Genomic DNA, 16,211 nt, shown 5'->3' with positions numbered 1-16,211 from the left:
GAGGCGGTGAATATCGACGTTTTGGAAACAGCTCATTCTGAAATGGAATGATCATGCTCTCGTCAAGGCGTTTTTTGCCGTCAACGTCCCATCTCGCCGCCTTCGAGGCGGTCGCTCGTACCGGTAGTGTGACGACAGCGGCCCGTGAGCTCGACCTGACGCAGAGCGCCGTCAGTCGCCAGATCAAGGCGCTGGAGGAACAGCTTGGCGTCGAGCTTTTCCTGCGTGAGCGCCAGACGGTGCGCCTTACCCTTGCCGGCGATGCCTATGCGCGGGAAATCCGAGAGGCGCTGAGGCGTATCTCCAGTGCTTCGCTCAATCTCCGTGCCAACCCACACGGCGGCACGCTGAACCTCGCAATCCTGCCGACTTTCGGCACACGGTGGCTGGCGCCACGCCTTGGGCGATTCCTTTCGGCCAATCCAGGTGTCACGATCAACCTGGTCACCCGGCTATCCTCCTTCGACTTCCGTCTCGATTCTATCGATGCCGCCATCCACTTCGGCCATCCGCACTGGCCGGGTGCGGAACTGGCGTTCCTCATGTCGGAACGCACGTTGCCCGCCTGCAGCCCGGACTTTCTCAAACGCAACGCAATTTCCCGCCCGGAAGATCTGCTGACAGTGCCTCTGTTGCATCTGACGACACGGCCCGATGCCTGGGAGCGCTGGTTCGCCGATAATGGTGTCGCCTTTGAAAACGTGCACGGCATGCTGTTCGACCAGTTTGCGACGGCTGCACAAGCTGCAATCGCCGGCCTCGGCGTCGCTCTTCTGCCGACGTTCCTTATCCAGGAGGACCTGAAGCGCGGCGATCTCATCGCCGCCGTCGACCGCGAGACGGAAAGCCGCGAGCGCTACTACCTCGCTTTCCCGCCGGAGCGCGCCGACTACGCGCCGCTTGCTGCCTTTCGCGACTGGATCGTCTCTGAGGCCCATTCGGATCAACAGGCATAAGGAACGGCTTGCATCGCGGCAGCGGTTTCGACCATTATGCGCGCCATCAGAATCCGATGCAGGAAATTCCCATGAAGCCGATTTTCGTCCAGCTCCAGTGCGCCCCCGGCAAGACCTACGAGGTCGCCGACGCCATCTACAAGACCGAACTGGTCTCGGAGCTCTATTCGACATCAGGCAACTACGACCTGCTGCTCAAGGTCTATATCGAGGAAGGCCAGGATATCGGCAAGTTCATCAACGACAACATCGCCAATATCCCCGGCATCGTTCGCTCGTTGACGACATTGACCTTCAAGGCATTCTGAAGCAATTAACCATTCCGCCAATAAAGCCGCACGAGACACATCCTCATATACTGCACCTTAAGGCCCGGTATGGCTGGTCATTCCCACAGAGAACAGGTGGGAAATGTCCCTCTCCATGGCAGAGACCGTCGAGAACAGCCCGCGGCTGAAAGCTGCGCCCCTCATCGTGCACGTGGTACGGCAGTTTCTGCCCAACCGCGGCGGCCTCGAGGACGTGGTCGCCAATCTTGCCCGCCAGACGCTGAAACGCGGATACCGCGTCCGTGTCGTGACACTCAATTCTCTGTTCACCGCTCCAGATGACAAGCTTCCGGCGCGCGAAACAATCGATGGTATCGAGGTTATCCGCATCCCCTGGTCCGGCAGCAGCCGCTATCCGATCGCGCCACAGATCTTTCGCCACATCGGCGATGCCCATCTCATCCACGTCCATGCGATCGACTTCTTCTTCGATGCGCTCGCCTGGGGCAGGTTTTTGCACCGCAAGCCCATGGTGGTCACGACCCATGGCGGTTTCTTTCACACCAAGAAATTCCTTGTTCTCAAGAAGGTCTGGTTCCGAACGCTGACACGGCTCTCGGCCATCGCCTATCGCCGTGTCGTCTGCTGCAGCGCGTCGGATCTCAGCCAATTCGTCCAGATCGTGCCCGACGGCATGACCATCGAGAATGGCGCGGATATCGGCAAATTCGCCGATGCCGCCTCGCACACGCCCGAGCGGCGCATCGTCACGATCGGCCGCTTCTCCGTAAACAAGCGGCTCGATCTTCTGCTGGATGCAATAGCGGCACTCCTAAAACGCAATCCCGATTGGCATCTCGACATTATTGGCGCCGAATCCGATCTTGATACCGCTGACGTCAGACGCGAGATTGCCGCAAGATTACTGGAAGCATCCATAACCCTGACCGTTTCACCGGACAATCATGTGATCGGCGGCATCATTGCCAAAGCATCGCTCATGGCTTCGGCATCGGAATATGAAGGTTTCGGCATCGTCGCGCTGGAAGCGATGAGTGCCGGACTGCAGCCGGTCCTGAATTCCAACGAAGCCTATCGTTCGCTCGCTGGACGGCATGAAGCGATCATTCTCGCCGACTTCACCAAGCCGGAAGCTGCCGCGGATGCGATCGAGGAAGCCTATCGAAAAGTCGCCACCGAGGGAGCAGCTCTGCGCAGGAAGCTCATCGAGGCAGCCGACGCTTATTCCTGGGATGCGGTCGCCGAGCGCTATATCGATCTCTACCGGTCGATCGGCATCGCCGTTTAGGGCCTTTCGCTCTGGATCAGAAAATTCTCAAGCCGTGGCCAGCCGCACGATCTCGTCGAGCACGAGCTTGCGCGATTCCGGCGGCGTCAGATTGTGATCGGCATCCTGCAACATCACCACCCGCACATTCGGGTGCTTGGCAAACTTGTGCCCGCGCGGGCCGAAGTGGAAATACATGTGGTCGAGACCGACATCACCTTCGCTATAGATCAACGTTAGCGGCACCTTGCGCTTGCCGAGCGCAGCAAAGGACTGCCGTACCTGCCGGGCGACGTGCCGGCGCCCCGGGATGAGTTCGACGAGCGGCGCAATGCGAGGCGAGAGCCTGCGGCCAACCGCGATGAATATGTTCTGCAGAGCCGCGAAGATATCGACTTCACCGCGGAACAGCCGCTTGACCGTGTCGAGCCGCATCATCCGCTGGCCATAATCATCGACGCTGCGCGGAACGGAGACGACATGCTCGCGCCGCACCGGCATCTCCGGATCCCAGTAGTAAACGAACGGATTGATGGAAACGATCGCCTTTAGCCGCTCATCCTCGATGCCTGCGCGCAGCGCCACATAGCCGCCGCTGCAGCGCCCGGCGACCATGATTGGTCCGGAGACGAAGCCTTCCAGGAGATCGAGCGAGGCGCGCGCATCTTCGGTCTGAGTCGCAGAATAGAGAACCTGCTCGGGCGCATCTGGCCGGGGAACGCTGTCTCCGACATTGGCCGAATCGAAACGCAGCGAGACCACACCCTGGCGCGCCAGCGCGCGAGCCATATCGACAGTCGTGCGGCCCCAGCCGGCATGCCGGTCATAGGCGGTCGACATAAAGAGAACGGCATTGCCCTTGATCTCGCCCTGCGGCCGGCTGATGACGCCAATGAGATGCCGGAAGGCGCCGAAGCGAACCGGGATTTCCTCAAAGCCGTCTCCGTCAAGCGGCTGGTTTTCGATCATTTGCGGCGAGTGCTCGGCGGATGCCGCAATAGCTGTTGCTTCGACGAGCCATTCCGTCAACAACCTGACGACCGCCATCGGGGTCTTGGCGAAAAGCGGGTTGGTGACCAGCTCGTCGTAACCTTCGAAAACACGTTGCTCGACATTGCCGCCGAGCGCCTTCAATTCGTCGGCGAAGGCCGTATCGTCGACGCGAACCGGCCGCTCGAGTATGAGGTAGTTCGGCGCGGCCAAGTCCTGTGGCGAACTGATCTTGAGCTTGCCGATTTCCGTAGCGATCTCGTCCGGCAGGGTTAGGCCCGCAATCTGCACCTGCGCATTTGACGCATGCTCCTCGCCGAGGCCGAGATCGGCATGGATGATCCGCGACCACATGCTGATCTCGCGAAGATGCGCCCTCCCGCTCAGGACCGGAGCAAGCAGCACGACGCTGTCGACGCCTTCGATTGTATGGCCCGCCAGATGAGCAAGCGTACCCCCGAGACCTTGGCCGATGAGGATGATCTGCGAGCAACCACTGATCGCCTTCAGCTTTGCAGCTGCCGCGCGAATGGAGTTCTTCCAGATTTCAAGGCTCGGCGCTTGATCGCCGAAGTCCAGCGCGTCGCCGGTTCCGATATAATCGAAGCGCAGGCTCGGTACGCCGATATCGGAAAAATGCTCCGCGGCCACACGAAAGAATTTCCGCGTGCACATTTCCTCGAAGCCCCAGGGGCTGACGAAAAGGACGGCAGCCGACCGCTTTGCAACGTCGGCCTTTTCCGGCATGAAGAGACCGATCGTTCGGTCAAAGACGACCGGAAGCGCGGCAACGCGGCCAGCGCCTTCTGCTGGCTCGCGTGAGAATTCTTCGTTGGCCGGCGTCTTCTCGCTCCCCTCAAGGGTCGGCGCGGTGATGAAATTGACCACGCCCCTTGCCGGTCCCCGCAGCGGCGCCGGCATCTTGACGAGGATTGAGCGCAGCACCTGGATATCTTCGGCTGGAACGGCGCGGAAAACCTTCAGCGCCGCAAAATAGGTGAACGTGCCGGCGATGATCGCGGCGACAAGACCAATCGGCCCCTGGAGGAACTCAAGTGCGGTAATGGCACCGCACGCGCAAAATACTGCGGCAAGAGCAATCTTCGTAAGGCTGAGATAGAGGCCCGAAAGCTGAGTTCCGAACCCCGTTTGTCTGACCATCATTACCGACATCGCAACAAATACGGCTATGCGCACGAGTGCGGCACCCTCGGCGGCAAGACTAGGTACGATGAGTAAACAACCCACTACCATAAGGAGGCCACCTATCACACTGATCTTCAACCTCACATTGGCCTTCTCGATGGAAAGCAGATACAGGCTGAGAATCTGCATGAAGGTGTAGGCAGGTGCGACGAGCGCAAGCAGAGCGACAACCCCGCCGCTTCGGTCGAAGGCCTCGCCGAAGACCACATGCACCAATTCGCTGGAGATCGCCGCAAGCCCAAGGCTCATCGGCAGTACGATATAGGCCATGCTGCGGATGACCGCGGTAAACGCTTCGACCGGAAATTTCGAGTCGGCGCTGGTATGCCGGCGCTCCGAATAATAGGGCAGCAGGCTACCACTCATCTGGATCGGAAGCTGCAGCGCGATATTGGCGATCGACAGGCCCGCAGCATAGAAGCCGACCATTTCCACAGACCAGAACTGCTGCAGGAAGAGCAGTTCGATACGATTGAGGAAGATCGAGTCGATGATGAATTGCATCGACAGGATTACCGAAGAAGAGGCCAGATATCTCAGCGAGATGCCGCAGCGATCGCGCCGCGCAAAAAGAATGGGAAAAGTGGCGACGAAAAGCACGAGCTGCCCGAGCGCATAGCCAACCAGCACACCCTCCACCCCGTAAAAGACGGCGCCGACTGCCACGCCGGCGAGCTGGAAGATCGAGACGACAAGCGTCAGCCTAAAGAAAGTTCCGAGCCGCTTTTCACCGATCAGGTAGAATTTGACGAAGGAACCGATCGCCTGAATGAAGAAGAGAATGCCCGTCACGAGCGCCACCGACGGTGCGGTATCGGCCCAGTGCATCTTCTCCGAAGTCAGGAAGAACATGGCGTAGAGTCCAAGCAGCACCAGCGTGGAGCAGACCATGAAGGTGACGAGGATCGAGGCAAATCCCCTCCGCTGCTTGAGATCGTAGCCCTGCGCAGAAAGCTGCGGCAGCGTCTTCAACAGCGTGATGCTGGAGCCGAGTTCGGCAATCGAGGCGCCGGTGACGACGAGCCAGAGTGAAAAGGCAACGATACCGTTAGCCTCTGGCCCGAGCAGGCGCGCGGTTATGATCGAGGACGCGAACCCCGTCACAAGAAGCAGCATGCCCGCCGCTGCATTCATCACCGAATTTGCAATAATGCCCTTCGACATCCGTCCATCCGCTAGAAGCCGCATCGCGGCCGAGAACAAGCCATCTCTAAATCGAAACCGTTAAAATAAAGGAGAGTGGCGCCCTCAGCTTAGCTCGCCTGCATCGCAGAAAGCCGGGAGAGCGCCTTGTCGTAGCTGTGTTCGGCGAGATGGCGCACCAGATAGTCTCGCGCGCCCTCCGCCTTCTGCTTCGCAGCGTCAGGATCGGAATAAATGCTCTTCAGATGCGCCGCTGCGGCTACCGGCGAAGGATCTGCCCAGACAGCATCCTTGAGACCGGCAAATTCCGGATGGTCGTCGACCACGGGAATGAGCGACGGTTCGACCAGCCAGGTATTTGCGGGATCGCAGAAATCAGCCGTACCCGACCATCCGGTCGAGACGACTGGCGTGCGATACATGATCGCTTCCGCGACCGTTAGGCCGAACCCTTCCGAACGATGCAGCGAGAGATAGGCGTCGGAATCACGGATAATGCCGTTGATCTCCAGGCTCGCCAGGTTGTCGGTAACGATCCTGATCTTTGGGTCGCCCTCAACGGACTGCATGAGCGTCCGAAGCGCCTCATCCCTTGCCGGGTTGCCGCTCGCCTTCATCAGCAGGAAGGCATCAGGGCATTCAGCGCCGAATAGCCTGAAAGCCTCGATCGCCGCCCGCGGATTCTTGCGGTTGATCGAGGAGCCGGCACTGAAGATGAAGGATACAAGGAAGGCATCGTCGGCGATCCCGAATTTCTGCCGGATATCCTCAGCAACCGGCCGCTCGGTCACCGGATGCGGCACGACGATGACGGGCGCCGAGGTCAGCGGCGCGATCGCCCGCCGGGTGAATTCCGAGGGTACGAAGACAGCGTTCATGTAGTGCATGGCATTGCGCCATTCAGCCGGCACCACTTCGAGTTCCCAAGCCCAATAGCCGATATTGAAGGCGCGCGTGAAATTGCCGAGACCCATTTTCAAAATCGCTCGCGGCAACATTGGTGGATTGAGATGCCATATCCGGCTTCCAGGCTGGCTACCGGAGGCTAGTGCTGGCGCCCATTCCACCAGCTTGCTCTCATCAGGATGTGTGCTGACATCGGCAAGCATGATCTCCCGGCCGGCCTGTGAAAGTGCAACGGCGCAAAGCCGCGCCGACTCTCCCACACCCGCCACCATCGAGAGATAGCCGACGATTTCGACCGGCCGGCGAGGGTTGAAGGCATGTCGTGACTTGATGATCAGGCGCTGCAGCAGATGTCCGCGCATGCTCCGATAAACGCCTCGCAACACTTCTTCCGCCTGCACTCGTATCGTCATCGCCGCACCCCAGCCTCTATAGCGAAAAGCGGCGCGATCCGCCGACGCTTCTGATTTCGCCCGCCGGCAGCGCATCGGCATCCGTGCCCGGAGCGGCAATCAGCTTCACCCGCTTGGCCGGCCCCGGGGCTAGATGGAACCAATCCTCTTCTGCCCGGTAGCCTTCGACATCGATATGTACCGACTGGGCCAACCTGTCGGACGCAAGCGTCATGAACCAATCATCGCCTTCGCGAATGAGGGATGCCTCGATCGTCGCATCATGGAAAGCCTTTGTTCGCCCGCGAGGAAAGTGGAAAGCCTGCGCCAGCAATTCGCCATCCATGGTCGATCGCAGCCATGCGACGCTCACATCATGCGAGGGCGCTCCGAACCGGAAGGCATAGGTCGCATCGAAGAAGCCGCCGAAGAGATCGGTGCATGCAATACGCTCCACGCTTCTCGGTCCGAGATTGAAAGCCTTGCTGCCGCTCGCCACCTGCTGACGGCCATCGCGCAGACAGGCCACGTCGAGCTCCAATGCGACGATCTTGTCCGTTTCGTTGATGATATGGACATAGAGGCCGCTCGTCCCCTCGTCCGTAAAGACCGCCTGTATCGGACGAAAGGCGCGGCGCATCGCATGCCAGACAGGTTTCGGTTCGCCGGTGGAATCGATGACACCCCAGCCGGCACCCGGCAGCAGATCCTGCAGTGTCCAGACGAGCGCACCGTTGCAGGGCGATCCCTTACGCCGCCACTCGGCGAATGTCTCCTCCAGAACTTCCCCCGTCACAGCACGCGACAGATCGAGATAGCGCGCGGGGTCTTCCCGGCGCAGCATGGCCGGATCGGTATCGTAAAGAAGCCTCAGGTAGAAATCGCGGACATCCTCGAAATCCCACGAAGCGCCACGGTCGCGCGGCACGCGCTCTTTCCAGAGCGGACTGTGAACTGCTGGCACGTCGAGATGTCGCTGCAAGGTTCTCTGCTGCGGCACATGCGCAAAGGCGAGGCTCTCGGCCGCAAAACGGACCTCGGCACGGCGGGCATCGTCGAGCGGCCGCATATAGGCGCCGACACCGTAGTAGTGTGTGATGCCAGAATTGGGCGAAAAGGGCATGGCGCCGCCATAAGGCGAATTCGGCACATAGGGCACATCAGGCCGCATGCGCTGGCAGATCGCCGGGATGATCTCGTCGGTGATCGCCCCGCTCCAGAAATCTGCCGGCAGGCCGAACATCGCCGCCTGCTGGTGGATTTCGCTGCCGCCGCAGAGCACGGCAAGCGAGGGCGAAAGCTGCACCCCGTGGAGGAACTCTTCAATCTCGGCATGCACATGGCCGAAAAAGGCCTTGTCGTTCTTCGGATAATCGAAATTGGCGAACATGAAGTCCTGCCAGACCATCAGTCCCAGCTCATCGCAAAGCGCAAAGAACTCAGGTGTTTCGTATGCCATGGTCCCGCCGATACGGACCATGTTCATACCGGCCTCCGCGGCCAGCCGCAGGAAGGGCTCATAGTCAGGCCTCTCGCCGGGCAGCCGAACGATATCGGCCGTCGTCCATACCGCCCCGCGGCAGAAAATTCGCTCGCCGTTGACGACAAGCGCGAAATCACTGCCATCAGAGCCGAGGTCGGCCTCGATCCGCCGGAAACCGGCTTTGCCGATGGCCTGCTCTTCGCCATCCAGAACCAGCGTCAGATCGTAGAGGCGCGGCACACCATGGGTATGCGGCCACCACGCCTCGATATCAGGCAATTTGAGAATCGCTGAATAATGCCGGTCGCCGATCTTCTCAAACCCCTGTTCGACGCCGGCGCAGCGAAGCGCCATAACCGGCTCTTCGCCATCGATATGAAGGGAAACGCTGAGCCGCCCCACCCCGTTTTCATCCAGCACGGCGCGTACCGAGACATTGTCGACCGAGATCACACCTCGCCGCACGAGCGAGATTGGCCGCCACGGCCCGACTGCGTGAATTTCCGGGCACCAGCCAGGCATATGCCCGAGCACCGTCGTACGGATATTTTTCAGCCCCTGCGGCGTGATCATCTGCGGTCGCCAGCGGGCACGCGGTCCCGGTTCGACAAGACGTGGGCCAAGCGCCCGGAAGCAGAGCGCCAGCTCGTCGCCGCCTGTCAGAGTCACCGGAATCTCGTGCGCGGTGAACATGCTCTCGGAAAACAGGATTTCCTGACCGTTCAGGAAAACATGGCAAATCGTCGCCAGCCCCTGGAAGCGCAGGATTGCCTCACCGGGTTCCGTATCGAAGAGGCGGGTCAGATACCAGGCGTCCTTTGTGTTCAAGGCCTGCGGGTTTTCCCGGTCGAAAAGTCCGGCCCTTTCAAGCGCACCGGCAACCGTGCCCGGAACAGGCGCCGGAATGAACTGCGCAGAAAGATGGATATCGTGCGGTGTCGCGCAGGCGTCAGGCTCGGTCAGAACCAGGTTCCAGCCTTCGGAAAGCAGACTTTCCTCGGCCCCGATGCTTGCCAACCGCCCCCGCATGGTCAGATCTCCGGCTTCAGACTCGCTCGACGAGCGACGCCATCATCGAATCCCACGCATCGGCCGCCGGATCAAGGGCTGCTTTCAACGGCTCGAACTTACGGCGGGTGACAGCGCGGGCAAGCTGGAATTGAACAGACTTTGCCACTTCCGAGATGCGACGCGCCTCTTCGGCCGCGACGGCAAAATCGCCGGGCGACAGCCAGCTCAGATGATCGACCGCGAGTTCGAAATTCGCCCCGATCTGCCGCAGTGTGTTGAAAGCATATTTATGGAAGAAGCCAAAAGGCCTGTCGGCTACCGCTTCGACCTGCAGCGGAAAGACTTCCGCAAAGGCACGGATCGGATTGCTATTCGGACGACGACCGAAGTGGAAACCAAGGAGCCGGCGGGAAACCTCGCGCAGATGTGCTTCGCCAACGGGGCGTTCCGGGAACTTGGCGAATTCCGCATAGGGCAGGAACGGTGCATCCTCATCCGTCAGATGGGACTGGAACAGCCCGTCGAAATCCTCGCCCTCGATGCGGAAATAGCCGGCATTGTGAAAATAGTCGACGCGCTTGCCGGCAAAGTCCAGACGGTTGATTGCAACCGTCGTCTTACCGTGTTCCTGCCGGTAAGCAGTACCGCGCGTATCCGGCATATAGAAGGAATCCATCTCGATAAGGCAGAGCCGCCCGCGGGCGATCTGCACCTCGACATGCCGCTCGACGCGGTCATAGATCGCGAGTTCGGTGGCGCGGATGCCGTAGAGAGCTTCGAGATCTTCCAGCGGCACCTTGAAGAAGGTGAACTGGTCGCCTTCGAAATCCTGCGTCAGCGTGAAACCGAGCATGGCCTCCGGCGCAACGCCGAAGGTCGAGAGAACCTCGATCCAGAGATCGATGTAACAATTGGTTTCGGGCCACATGCGTTCGCCGGAATGCAGCCCATGTTGTCTGTAGGTATCAGGATCTATACCTGCAAAGACCGACGCCATGGAACCGCTCAACCCCACAGCACTTTCCGCACGTTTGCAGGCCATTCCTTCACGTCGAGGCCGTGGGTGTGGAAGAGCGCGAGCGCGATACGTTCCAAGCCGAAGCCGACGCAAGCGGTATGGGCGACGCTGCCGTCTTCGAGGCTCAGGCCCCATTTCACGCCGAACGAATCCTGATGGTAATTAAAGCTCATGCAGGCCGTCGGCTTTGCTACCGATGTAATCGGGATCAGCAGCTCGAACTTCAGGTTCTGATCACGCTGGTTGTTGACCATCATTTTGCCTGCGCGGCCGAAGAATGGGTCATTCGCAACATCGATGGTTACGTCGAGACCAACCTGCTTCATCATCTCGACGCCGCGATCCATCCAGCGCTGACGGAAGTCCGTCACATGCTGTTCCGTACCCATGCAGACATATTCGCGCATGCGGAAGAGCTGCTGGCGGGCCGGATCCTTGGAAGGCTCGTGGCGGAAGCAATAGGATTGGAGGTCGAAAAGGCCGCCCTCGGCCGGCAGGTTGCCGCGCTTGGCAACGGTCGGATAGAGCGGATAGCAGGCCGCCGGCGTCAGCACGATATCGGTCGCCTTCTGGTCCTTGGTCCAGTCATCGCCGACTTCCATGCACTGCAGCAGGCTCATATGATCAAGCTCGCTGCCGCAGAAGCTGTGCACCGTGCCGGCAAGCTGCGGGAAGCTCTTCATATAACCGCTCTTTTCGAAGAGCGCGCGGTTCATGCCGGGCGGAAAACGCATCGCCTCGGCGCCGTCGGCGCCGCCGAACGTGTCGATCAGCCGTTCGAAGGCGGCAATGACGTCTTCGAACTGGCCGCTGCGGCCATAAAGGCCGTCAACGCCGGTATCGATCAGCAGGCCGGACTCAAAGAGCCTGTCCAGAAACGATGTCTGCATATCCATGACGTTACCCCAGTAGGCTAGTGTCCTGCTTATGGACGAGGAGCATGCTCGACGTATTGCCGAGGATGCGGTCGTTCGAGATCATGAGCTGCGCGGAATGGGCATCGCGCAAGTGACGTCCGAGGCTGAAAGGCGTACCGTTCTTGTAGCCCATGATGCCGCAGATCAGCATGGCATGATTGACAATTTCCAAGATCGTTTCCGAAGACGCGATCTTCACGTTGTTCATCGCTACCGCAAAGCCCATCGAGGAGAGTTTGTCGCCATCGGCCTTGGCCCCTTCATAGGCCTTGAGACCAGCAACGACATTCGACTTCACCATCTGCAAAAGGTTGGAAACCTCCGCGAGGCGAAGCGCGCCCGGCGGTGTGGCATCGGGAGATTTGCGGGCGGCAGCACGTACGAATGCCTGTGCACGGGAAACGGCATCGACCGCGATGCCATACCAGACACCGCTCCAGAGCAGGTGCGAGGATGCAAGCATCGACTGTGCGGCGATTTCGGCGAAAGGCTTCGGCAGGATCTGCGCGGCCGGCGCTTCACCCTTGAACAGGAAGCCGTCGGAGCAGGTACCGCGCATGCCGAGCGTGTTCCAGGCATGCGTCTTTTCGAGCGTGTACTGGTCCTTCAGAAATGCCGTCAGCACCTGATCGGAGGAAGCGGCCTTCGGATGGCTGCGTGAAGTGATGAGAATAGCGTCGGCATGCGAGCCATAGGAAATGACGGTCGCGTCCTTTTGCAGCCTGCAGATATCGCCGTCGATTTCGATGGCGCAGATGCTGTTGCGCAGGTTGCCGCCAATTCCCCCTTCGGTGGTGGCGGAAGCGATCAGGAGCTGTTCGGCAACGATGCGGCGCATGAAGGCGCAATGCCATTCACTGTCGACGCCGTGTTCGACGAGGCTCGAAAGCTTGATCTGGTGCATCGCGAATACCATCGCACTTGCCGCGCAGGCTTGGCCGAGCATCGAACACAATTCGGCAATATCGGTCGTGGAAGCGGCCTCACCGCCGAGATGGCGGGGAATCTGGATGCCGAGCAGGCGCTCGGCCTTCATGGCGTCGACGGACTCTTGCGGGAACCGGCCTTCGGAATCGACGGCATCCGCATATCTTGCCGCAATTTCGGCGACGCGGGCAGCCCTTGCGACTAGGCTGTCTTCCGTGATCTTGACCGGGATGTTCATCAGGCGACCTTTCGGCCATCCCGGATGAGATCGATCGTCTTTGCGATCGCCGAGATGCTCGCGAACGACTTGCGGTTCAGCAGATTGTCCGGAAATTCGATATCGAATGCCTCTTCGATGCCAAGCATGAGCTGCACTGAGGCGAAGGACGTCAGACCCGCAGCATAGAGATCCGCATCATCGGCAACCTGATCAACTGGCACAGGAAGCTTACCGAACTTGGCTACAAGGTCGCGGATAGTCTTGTTCATCCCATTCACTCCAGATTTTCATGATCCTGAGGCGGCGCTCATTGCCTTTTCATGGGGAGTGCTTTTAGTACGGAAAACAGAACATTCCGCTAATGCATTTAGTTAAATATGACTAAGGCTCATACTTTGCATTTTAGAAATCATACCCATTCAACGCCTAATACTTCATTTCCATCAATCGCTTGAAGCGACCTGCGAAAACCGTCCGTAAATGGCTCCAGCAATGTCGAGTGCGGAAATGGCACGCCGAGAGCGCGCTTTTGCGTTAATCGGCGGGCGGATAGGAATGTTCGCTGCCGCGATAATCCGAAATCGAATAACACCCGTCACCGGTTGCCCTGACTGCACCCTCGCCGATCACCGCCTTCCCATGGCCGCCTGGAATATCGAGAATATAGGTGGGCTGGCAGAGGCCGGAGATTCGGCCGCGAAGCGAGCTGACGATCTTCTGTCCTTCTTCTATAGACAGCCGGAAATGGCTCGTGCCGGGCGCAAGATCCGGATGATGCAGATAGTAAGGCTTCACGCGCGTCTCGACGAAGGCCCGCATCAGTTCGGCCAGCACATCAGGATCATCATTGACGCCCCGTAGGAGCACCGACTGGCTGACCATGACGATCCCGGAATCCACAAGGCGGGCGCATGCGGCCCGTGCTTCCGTCGTCAGCTCGCGCGGGTGGTTGGCGTGAAGCGCGACATAGATGGTCTTGCCGCTCGCCTTCAGCGCCCCGATCAGATCCGCGTCGATCTTCTGCGGATCGACGACAGGCACGCGCGTATGAAAGCGCACGATTTTCACATGCTCGATCGTTGCGAGTTCGCCGAGAATTTCACTGAGGCGGCGAGGCGAAAGGATCAGCGGGTCGCCGCCGGTCAGGATGACCTCCCAGATCTCGCCATGCTCGCGGATATAATCGAAAGCTCCGGACAGAGCGACGGGATCGAGCGTGCCGAGCCCCTGCGGCCCGACCATCTCGCGTCGGAAACAGAAGCGGCAATAGACGGGGCAGACATGCACCGCCTTCAACAACACCCGGTCCGGATAGCGATGCACGATGCCTTCGACCGGACTGTGGGCGTGGTCGCCGATAGGATCGGCCCGCTCGTCAGCCGTCACGAAAAGCTCCGCCGCGTTGGGCACGAATTGCCGGGCAATCGGATCGGCTGGGTCGGAATGATCGATCAGTCTCGCCACAGCAGGCGTCAACGCGATGGCGTAGCGTGCCGCAACGTCATCAAGGGATTGATGCTCTGCTGCCTCGACAAGCCCGGCTTTGACGAGGTCGTCGACGCTCTTGATCGGGCGCATGACATTCACCGGCCATACTCCGCAACCGGCGCCCACAGTACCTGGTCGATCCGCGATGCGCCGGTTGCCAGCATCACCAGCCTGTCGAAGCCGAGTGCAATGCCGCTTGCTTCCGGCATGACGGCGAGCGCCTCCAGGAAATCCTCGTCAAGCGGATAGGTCTCGCCGTAGACCCGCATCTTTTCCGCCATCTCGATCTCGAAACGGCGCCGCTGCTCGGCGACATTGGTCAGTTCGCCGAAACCATTGGCGAGTTCGACGCCGCAAGCATAGAGCTCGAAACGCTCTGCCACCCGTGGGTCGCGAGCCGAGGGTCGTGCGAGCGCTGCTTCAGAAACCGGATATTCATCGAGAATGGTGACGCGGCCGAAGCCGAGGTGCGGTTCGACCTTCTCCAACAGTATCCGACTGAAGAGATCAGCCCAATGGTCGTCATCGGCAACGCGCATGCCGACCCGCCGCATTTCGGCAGCCAGATGCTCGCGGTCCGTCGAACCGTCGGAGGAAACCGACGCCAGAAGATCGATGCCGGCATGGCGATTGAAAGCCTCCGCGACGCTCATCCGATCCGGCCCTGCGTAAGGATCGCACTCGGCGCCGCGATAGATGAGTTTTGCCGTCTTGACCGTCTCGGCGGCGAGCGCCAGTAAACGCACGCAATCCATCATTAGGCTCTCATAGCTTTCGCCTGCCCGGTACCATTCAAGCATGGTGAACTCGGGATGGTGCAGTGGCCCACGCTCGCGGTTGCGATAGACATGAGCAAAGCAGGCGATGCGCTGCTCGCCGGCCGCCAGCAGCTTCTTGCAGGCAAATTCCGGTGACGTATGCAGGTAAAAGGGTGCAGCCTGCCCGTCCGTCGTCAGCGCCTGCGTGGCAAAGGCATGCAGGTGTGCCTCATTGCCCGGAGAGACCTGCAAAGTGGCGGTATCGACCTCGATGAAATCCTCACGGGCGAAATAGCCACGCAGCGCCGACTGGATCGCATTACGTCCGATGAGGAATGGGCGGCGATCGGCATGCATTGATGGTGTCCACCAGGGAGACGCTTTGGCGCTCGTGAGGTTCATTCAACGCTTTCCTTGCCGTATTCGGCGGGGGTGGGGTGGCTATTTCCGCGATTTTAGGTTAGTGCGCCCCCGAAGAAAAACATTTTGCGTCTTCAGGGCCATTCCGACAGTCCTCTACGACGCCGAAAGCCGACTTACAAGGAAGTCTTATGGTCAAGATCATCGCCTCTTCCGTCCGCAAGGGCAACGTTCTCGAGGTTGACGGCAAACTTTATGTCGTTCTCACTGCACAAAATTTCCACCCAGGCAAGGGCACGCCGGTCACGCAGGTCGACATGCGCCGCATCGTCGATGGCGTAAAGGTTTCCGAGCGCTGGCGCACGACCGAGCAGGTCGAGCGCGCCTTCGTCGAAGACGTGAACTTCCAGTACCTCTATGAAGACGGCGAAGGTTTCCACTTCATGAATCCGGCAACTTACGATCAGGTGGTCGTCAGCGCCGAAACCATGGGCGACCAGAAGGCTTATCTCCAGGAAGGCATGACCTGCATCCTGTCGATCCACGAAGGCGTTCCGCTTGCTCTCGAACTGCCGCGCCACGTCACGCTCGAGATCGTCGAAACCGAGCCGGTCGTCAAGGGCCAGACGGCATCCTCCTCCTATAAGCCGGCCATCCTCTCCAACGGCATCCGCACCTCGGTTCCGCCCCATATTGACGCCGGTACCCGCGTCGTCATCGCAACGGAAGACAATTCCTACGTCGAGCGCGCCAAGGACTGATCGCATCGGTTTCCAAACATTCGAACGGCCTGAAGCACCCGCTTCGGGCCGTTTTCATTTGGTACCGAAGATTATGAAACAACGCGTTTAGATAGAGGAAGGCCAGCAAAAAATGCTG

13 protein-coding genes are annotated in these 16,211 nt (G+C 59.7%); 4 read left to right on the top strand and 9 right to left on the bottom strand.

Translation table 11 applies throughout. From position 1 onward, the window contains the following. The first annotated feature begins 47 nt into the window (after positions 1 to 47). The 3 genes from FHX15_RS19535 (at position 48) to FHX15_RS19525 (ending at position 2,534) form a co-directional block, all read left to right on the top strand. The gene (locus FHX15_RS19535) at positions 48 to 956 is read left to right on the top strand and encodes a LysR family transcriptional regulator (RefSeq protein ID WP_184400019.1); all 909 of its coding nucleotides are present in this window, start codon (positions 48 to 50) and stop codon (positions 954 to 956) included. 71 nt (positions 957 to 1,027) lie between these two features. Further along, complete coding sequence (locus FHX15_RS19530; protein ID WP_007825394.1) at positions 1,028 to 1,264, top strand: Lrp/AsnC ligand binding domain-containing protein; 237 nt, start codon at positions 1,028 to 1,030, stop codon at positions 1,262 to 1,264. Positions 1,265 to 1,367: 103 nt separating this feature from the next. Further along, positions 1,368 to 2,534, top strand: a complete 1,167-nt coding sequence (locus FHX15_RS19525; protein WP_184400018.1) for a glycosyltransferase family 4 protein — start codon at positions 1,368 to 1,370, stop codon at positions 2,532 to 2,534. Positions 2,535 to 2,561: 27 nt separating this feature from the next. Here the strand turns inward: FHX15_RS19525 and FHX15_RS19520 are convergent, their stop codons facing one another. From FHX15_RS19520 to epmA, 9 genes are all read right to left on the bottom strand, one after another. After that, positions 2,562 to 5,873, bottom strand: a complete 3,312-nt coding sequence (locus FHX15_RS19520; protein ID WP_184400017.1) for an oligosaccharide flippase family protein — start codon at positions 5,871 to 5,873, stop codon at positions 2,562 to 2,564. An 89-nt stretch (positions 5,874 to 5,962) separates the two neighbouring features. Next, the gene (locus FHX15_RS19515; RefSeq protein ID WP_184400239.1) at positions 5,963 to 7,141 is read right to left on the bottom strand and encodes a glycosyltransferase family 4 protein; all 1,179 of its coding nucleotides are present in this window, start codon (positions 7,139 to 7,141) and stop codon (positions 5,963 to 5,965) included. Between the two features lie 46 nt (positions 7,142 to 7,187). Next, the gene (locus tag FHX15_RS19510; RefSeq protein WP_184400016.1) at positions 7,188 to 9,662 is read right to left on the bottom strand and encodes a glycoside hydrolase family 2 protein; all 2,475 of its coding nucleotides are present in this window, start codon (positions 9,660 to 9,662) and stop codon (positions 7,188 to 7,190) included. Positions 9,663 to 9,678: 16 nt separating this feature from the next. Next, the gene (locus FHX15_RS19505; protein ID WP_184400015.1) at positions 9,679 to 10,659 is read right to left on the bottom strand and encodes a DUF1839 family protein; all 981 of its coding nucleotides are present in this window, start codon (positions 10,657 to 10,659) and stop codon (positions 9,679 to 9,681) included. Then, positions 10,650 to 11,558: an amino acid--[acyl-carrier-protein] ligase gene (locus tag FHX15_RS19500; protein WP_184400014.1), complete on the bottom strand. Its 909-nt coding sequence runs from the start codon at positions 11,556 to 11,558 to the stop codon at positions 10,650 to 10,652. The genes FHX15_RS19505 and FHX15_RS19500 overlap by 10 nt, the downstream gene beginning before the upstream one ends. A gap of 4 nt (positions 11,559 to 11,562) precedes the next feature. After that, complete coding sequence (locus FHX15_RS19495) at positions 11,563 to 12,744, bottom strand: acyl-CoA dehydrogenase family protein (protein ID WP_184400013.1); 1,182 nt, start codon at positions 12,742 to 12,744, stop codon at positions 11,563 to 11,565. Beyond that, on the bottom strand, positions 12,744 to 12,995 hold the full coding sequence (locus tag FHX15_RS19490) for an acyl carrier protein (protein WP_184400012.1): 252 nt from the start codon (positions 12,993 to 12,995) through the stop codon (positions 12,744 to 12,746). The genes FHX15_RS19495 and FHX15_RS19490 overlap by 1 nt, the downstream gene beginning before the upstream one ends. A gap of 265 nt (positions 12,996 to 13,260) precedes the next feature. Further along, positions 13,261 to 14,313, bottom strand: a complete 1,053-nt coding sequence (locus tag FHX15_RS19485; RefSeq protein WP_184400011.1) for a lysine-2,3-aminomutase-like protein — start codon at positions 14,311 to 14,313, stop codon at positions 13,261 to 13,263. Beyond that, positions 14,310 to 15,374 (bottom strand): EF-P lysine aminoacylase EpmA, encoded by a 1,065-nt coding sequence (gene epmA, locus FHX15_RS19480; protein WP_184400010.1) that lies wholly within the window; start codon positions 15,372 to 15,374, stop codon positions 14,310 to 14,312. The genes FHX15_RS19485 and epmA overlap by 4 nt, the downstream gene beginning before the upstream one ends. 149 nt (positions 15,375 to 15,523) lie before the next feature. Between epmA and efp the strand changes: the two genes are divergently transcribed. Beyond that, on the top strand, positions 15,524 to 16,093 hold the full coding sequence (gene efp / locus FHX15_RS19475) for an elongation factor P (protein ID WP_184400009.1): 570 nt from the start codon (positions 15,524 to 15,526) through the stop codon (positions 16,091 to 16,093). Positions 16,094 to 16,211 lie beyond the last annotated feature (118 nt).

The sequence above is a fragment of the Rhizobium sp. BK650 genome, assembly GCF_014195325.1.
In the GTDB taxonomy this organism is placed as follows: Bacteria; Pseudomonadota; Alphaproteobacteria; order Rhizobiales; family Rhizobiaceae; genus Rhizobium.
Note: the sequence above shows the minus strand (reverse complement) of the source record. Positions and strands in the feature narration are given on the sequence as shown.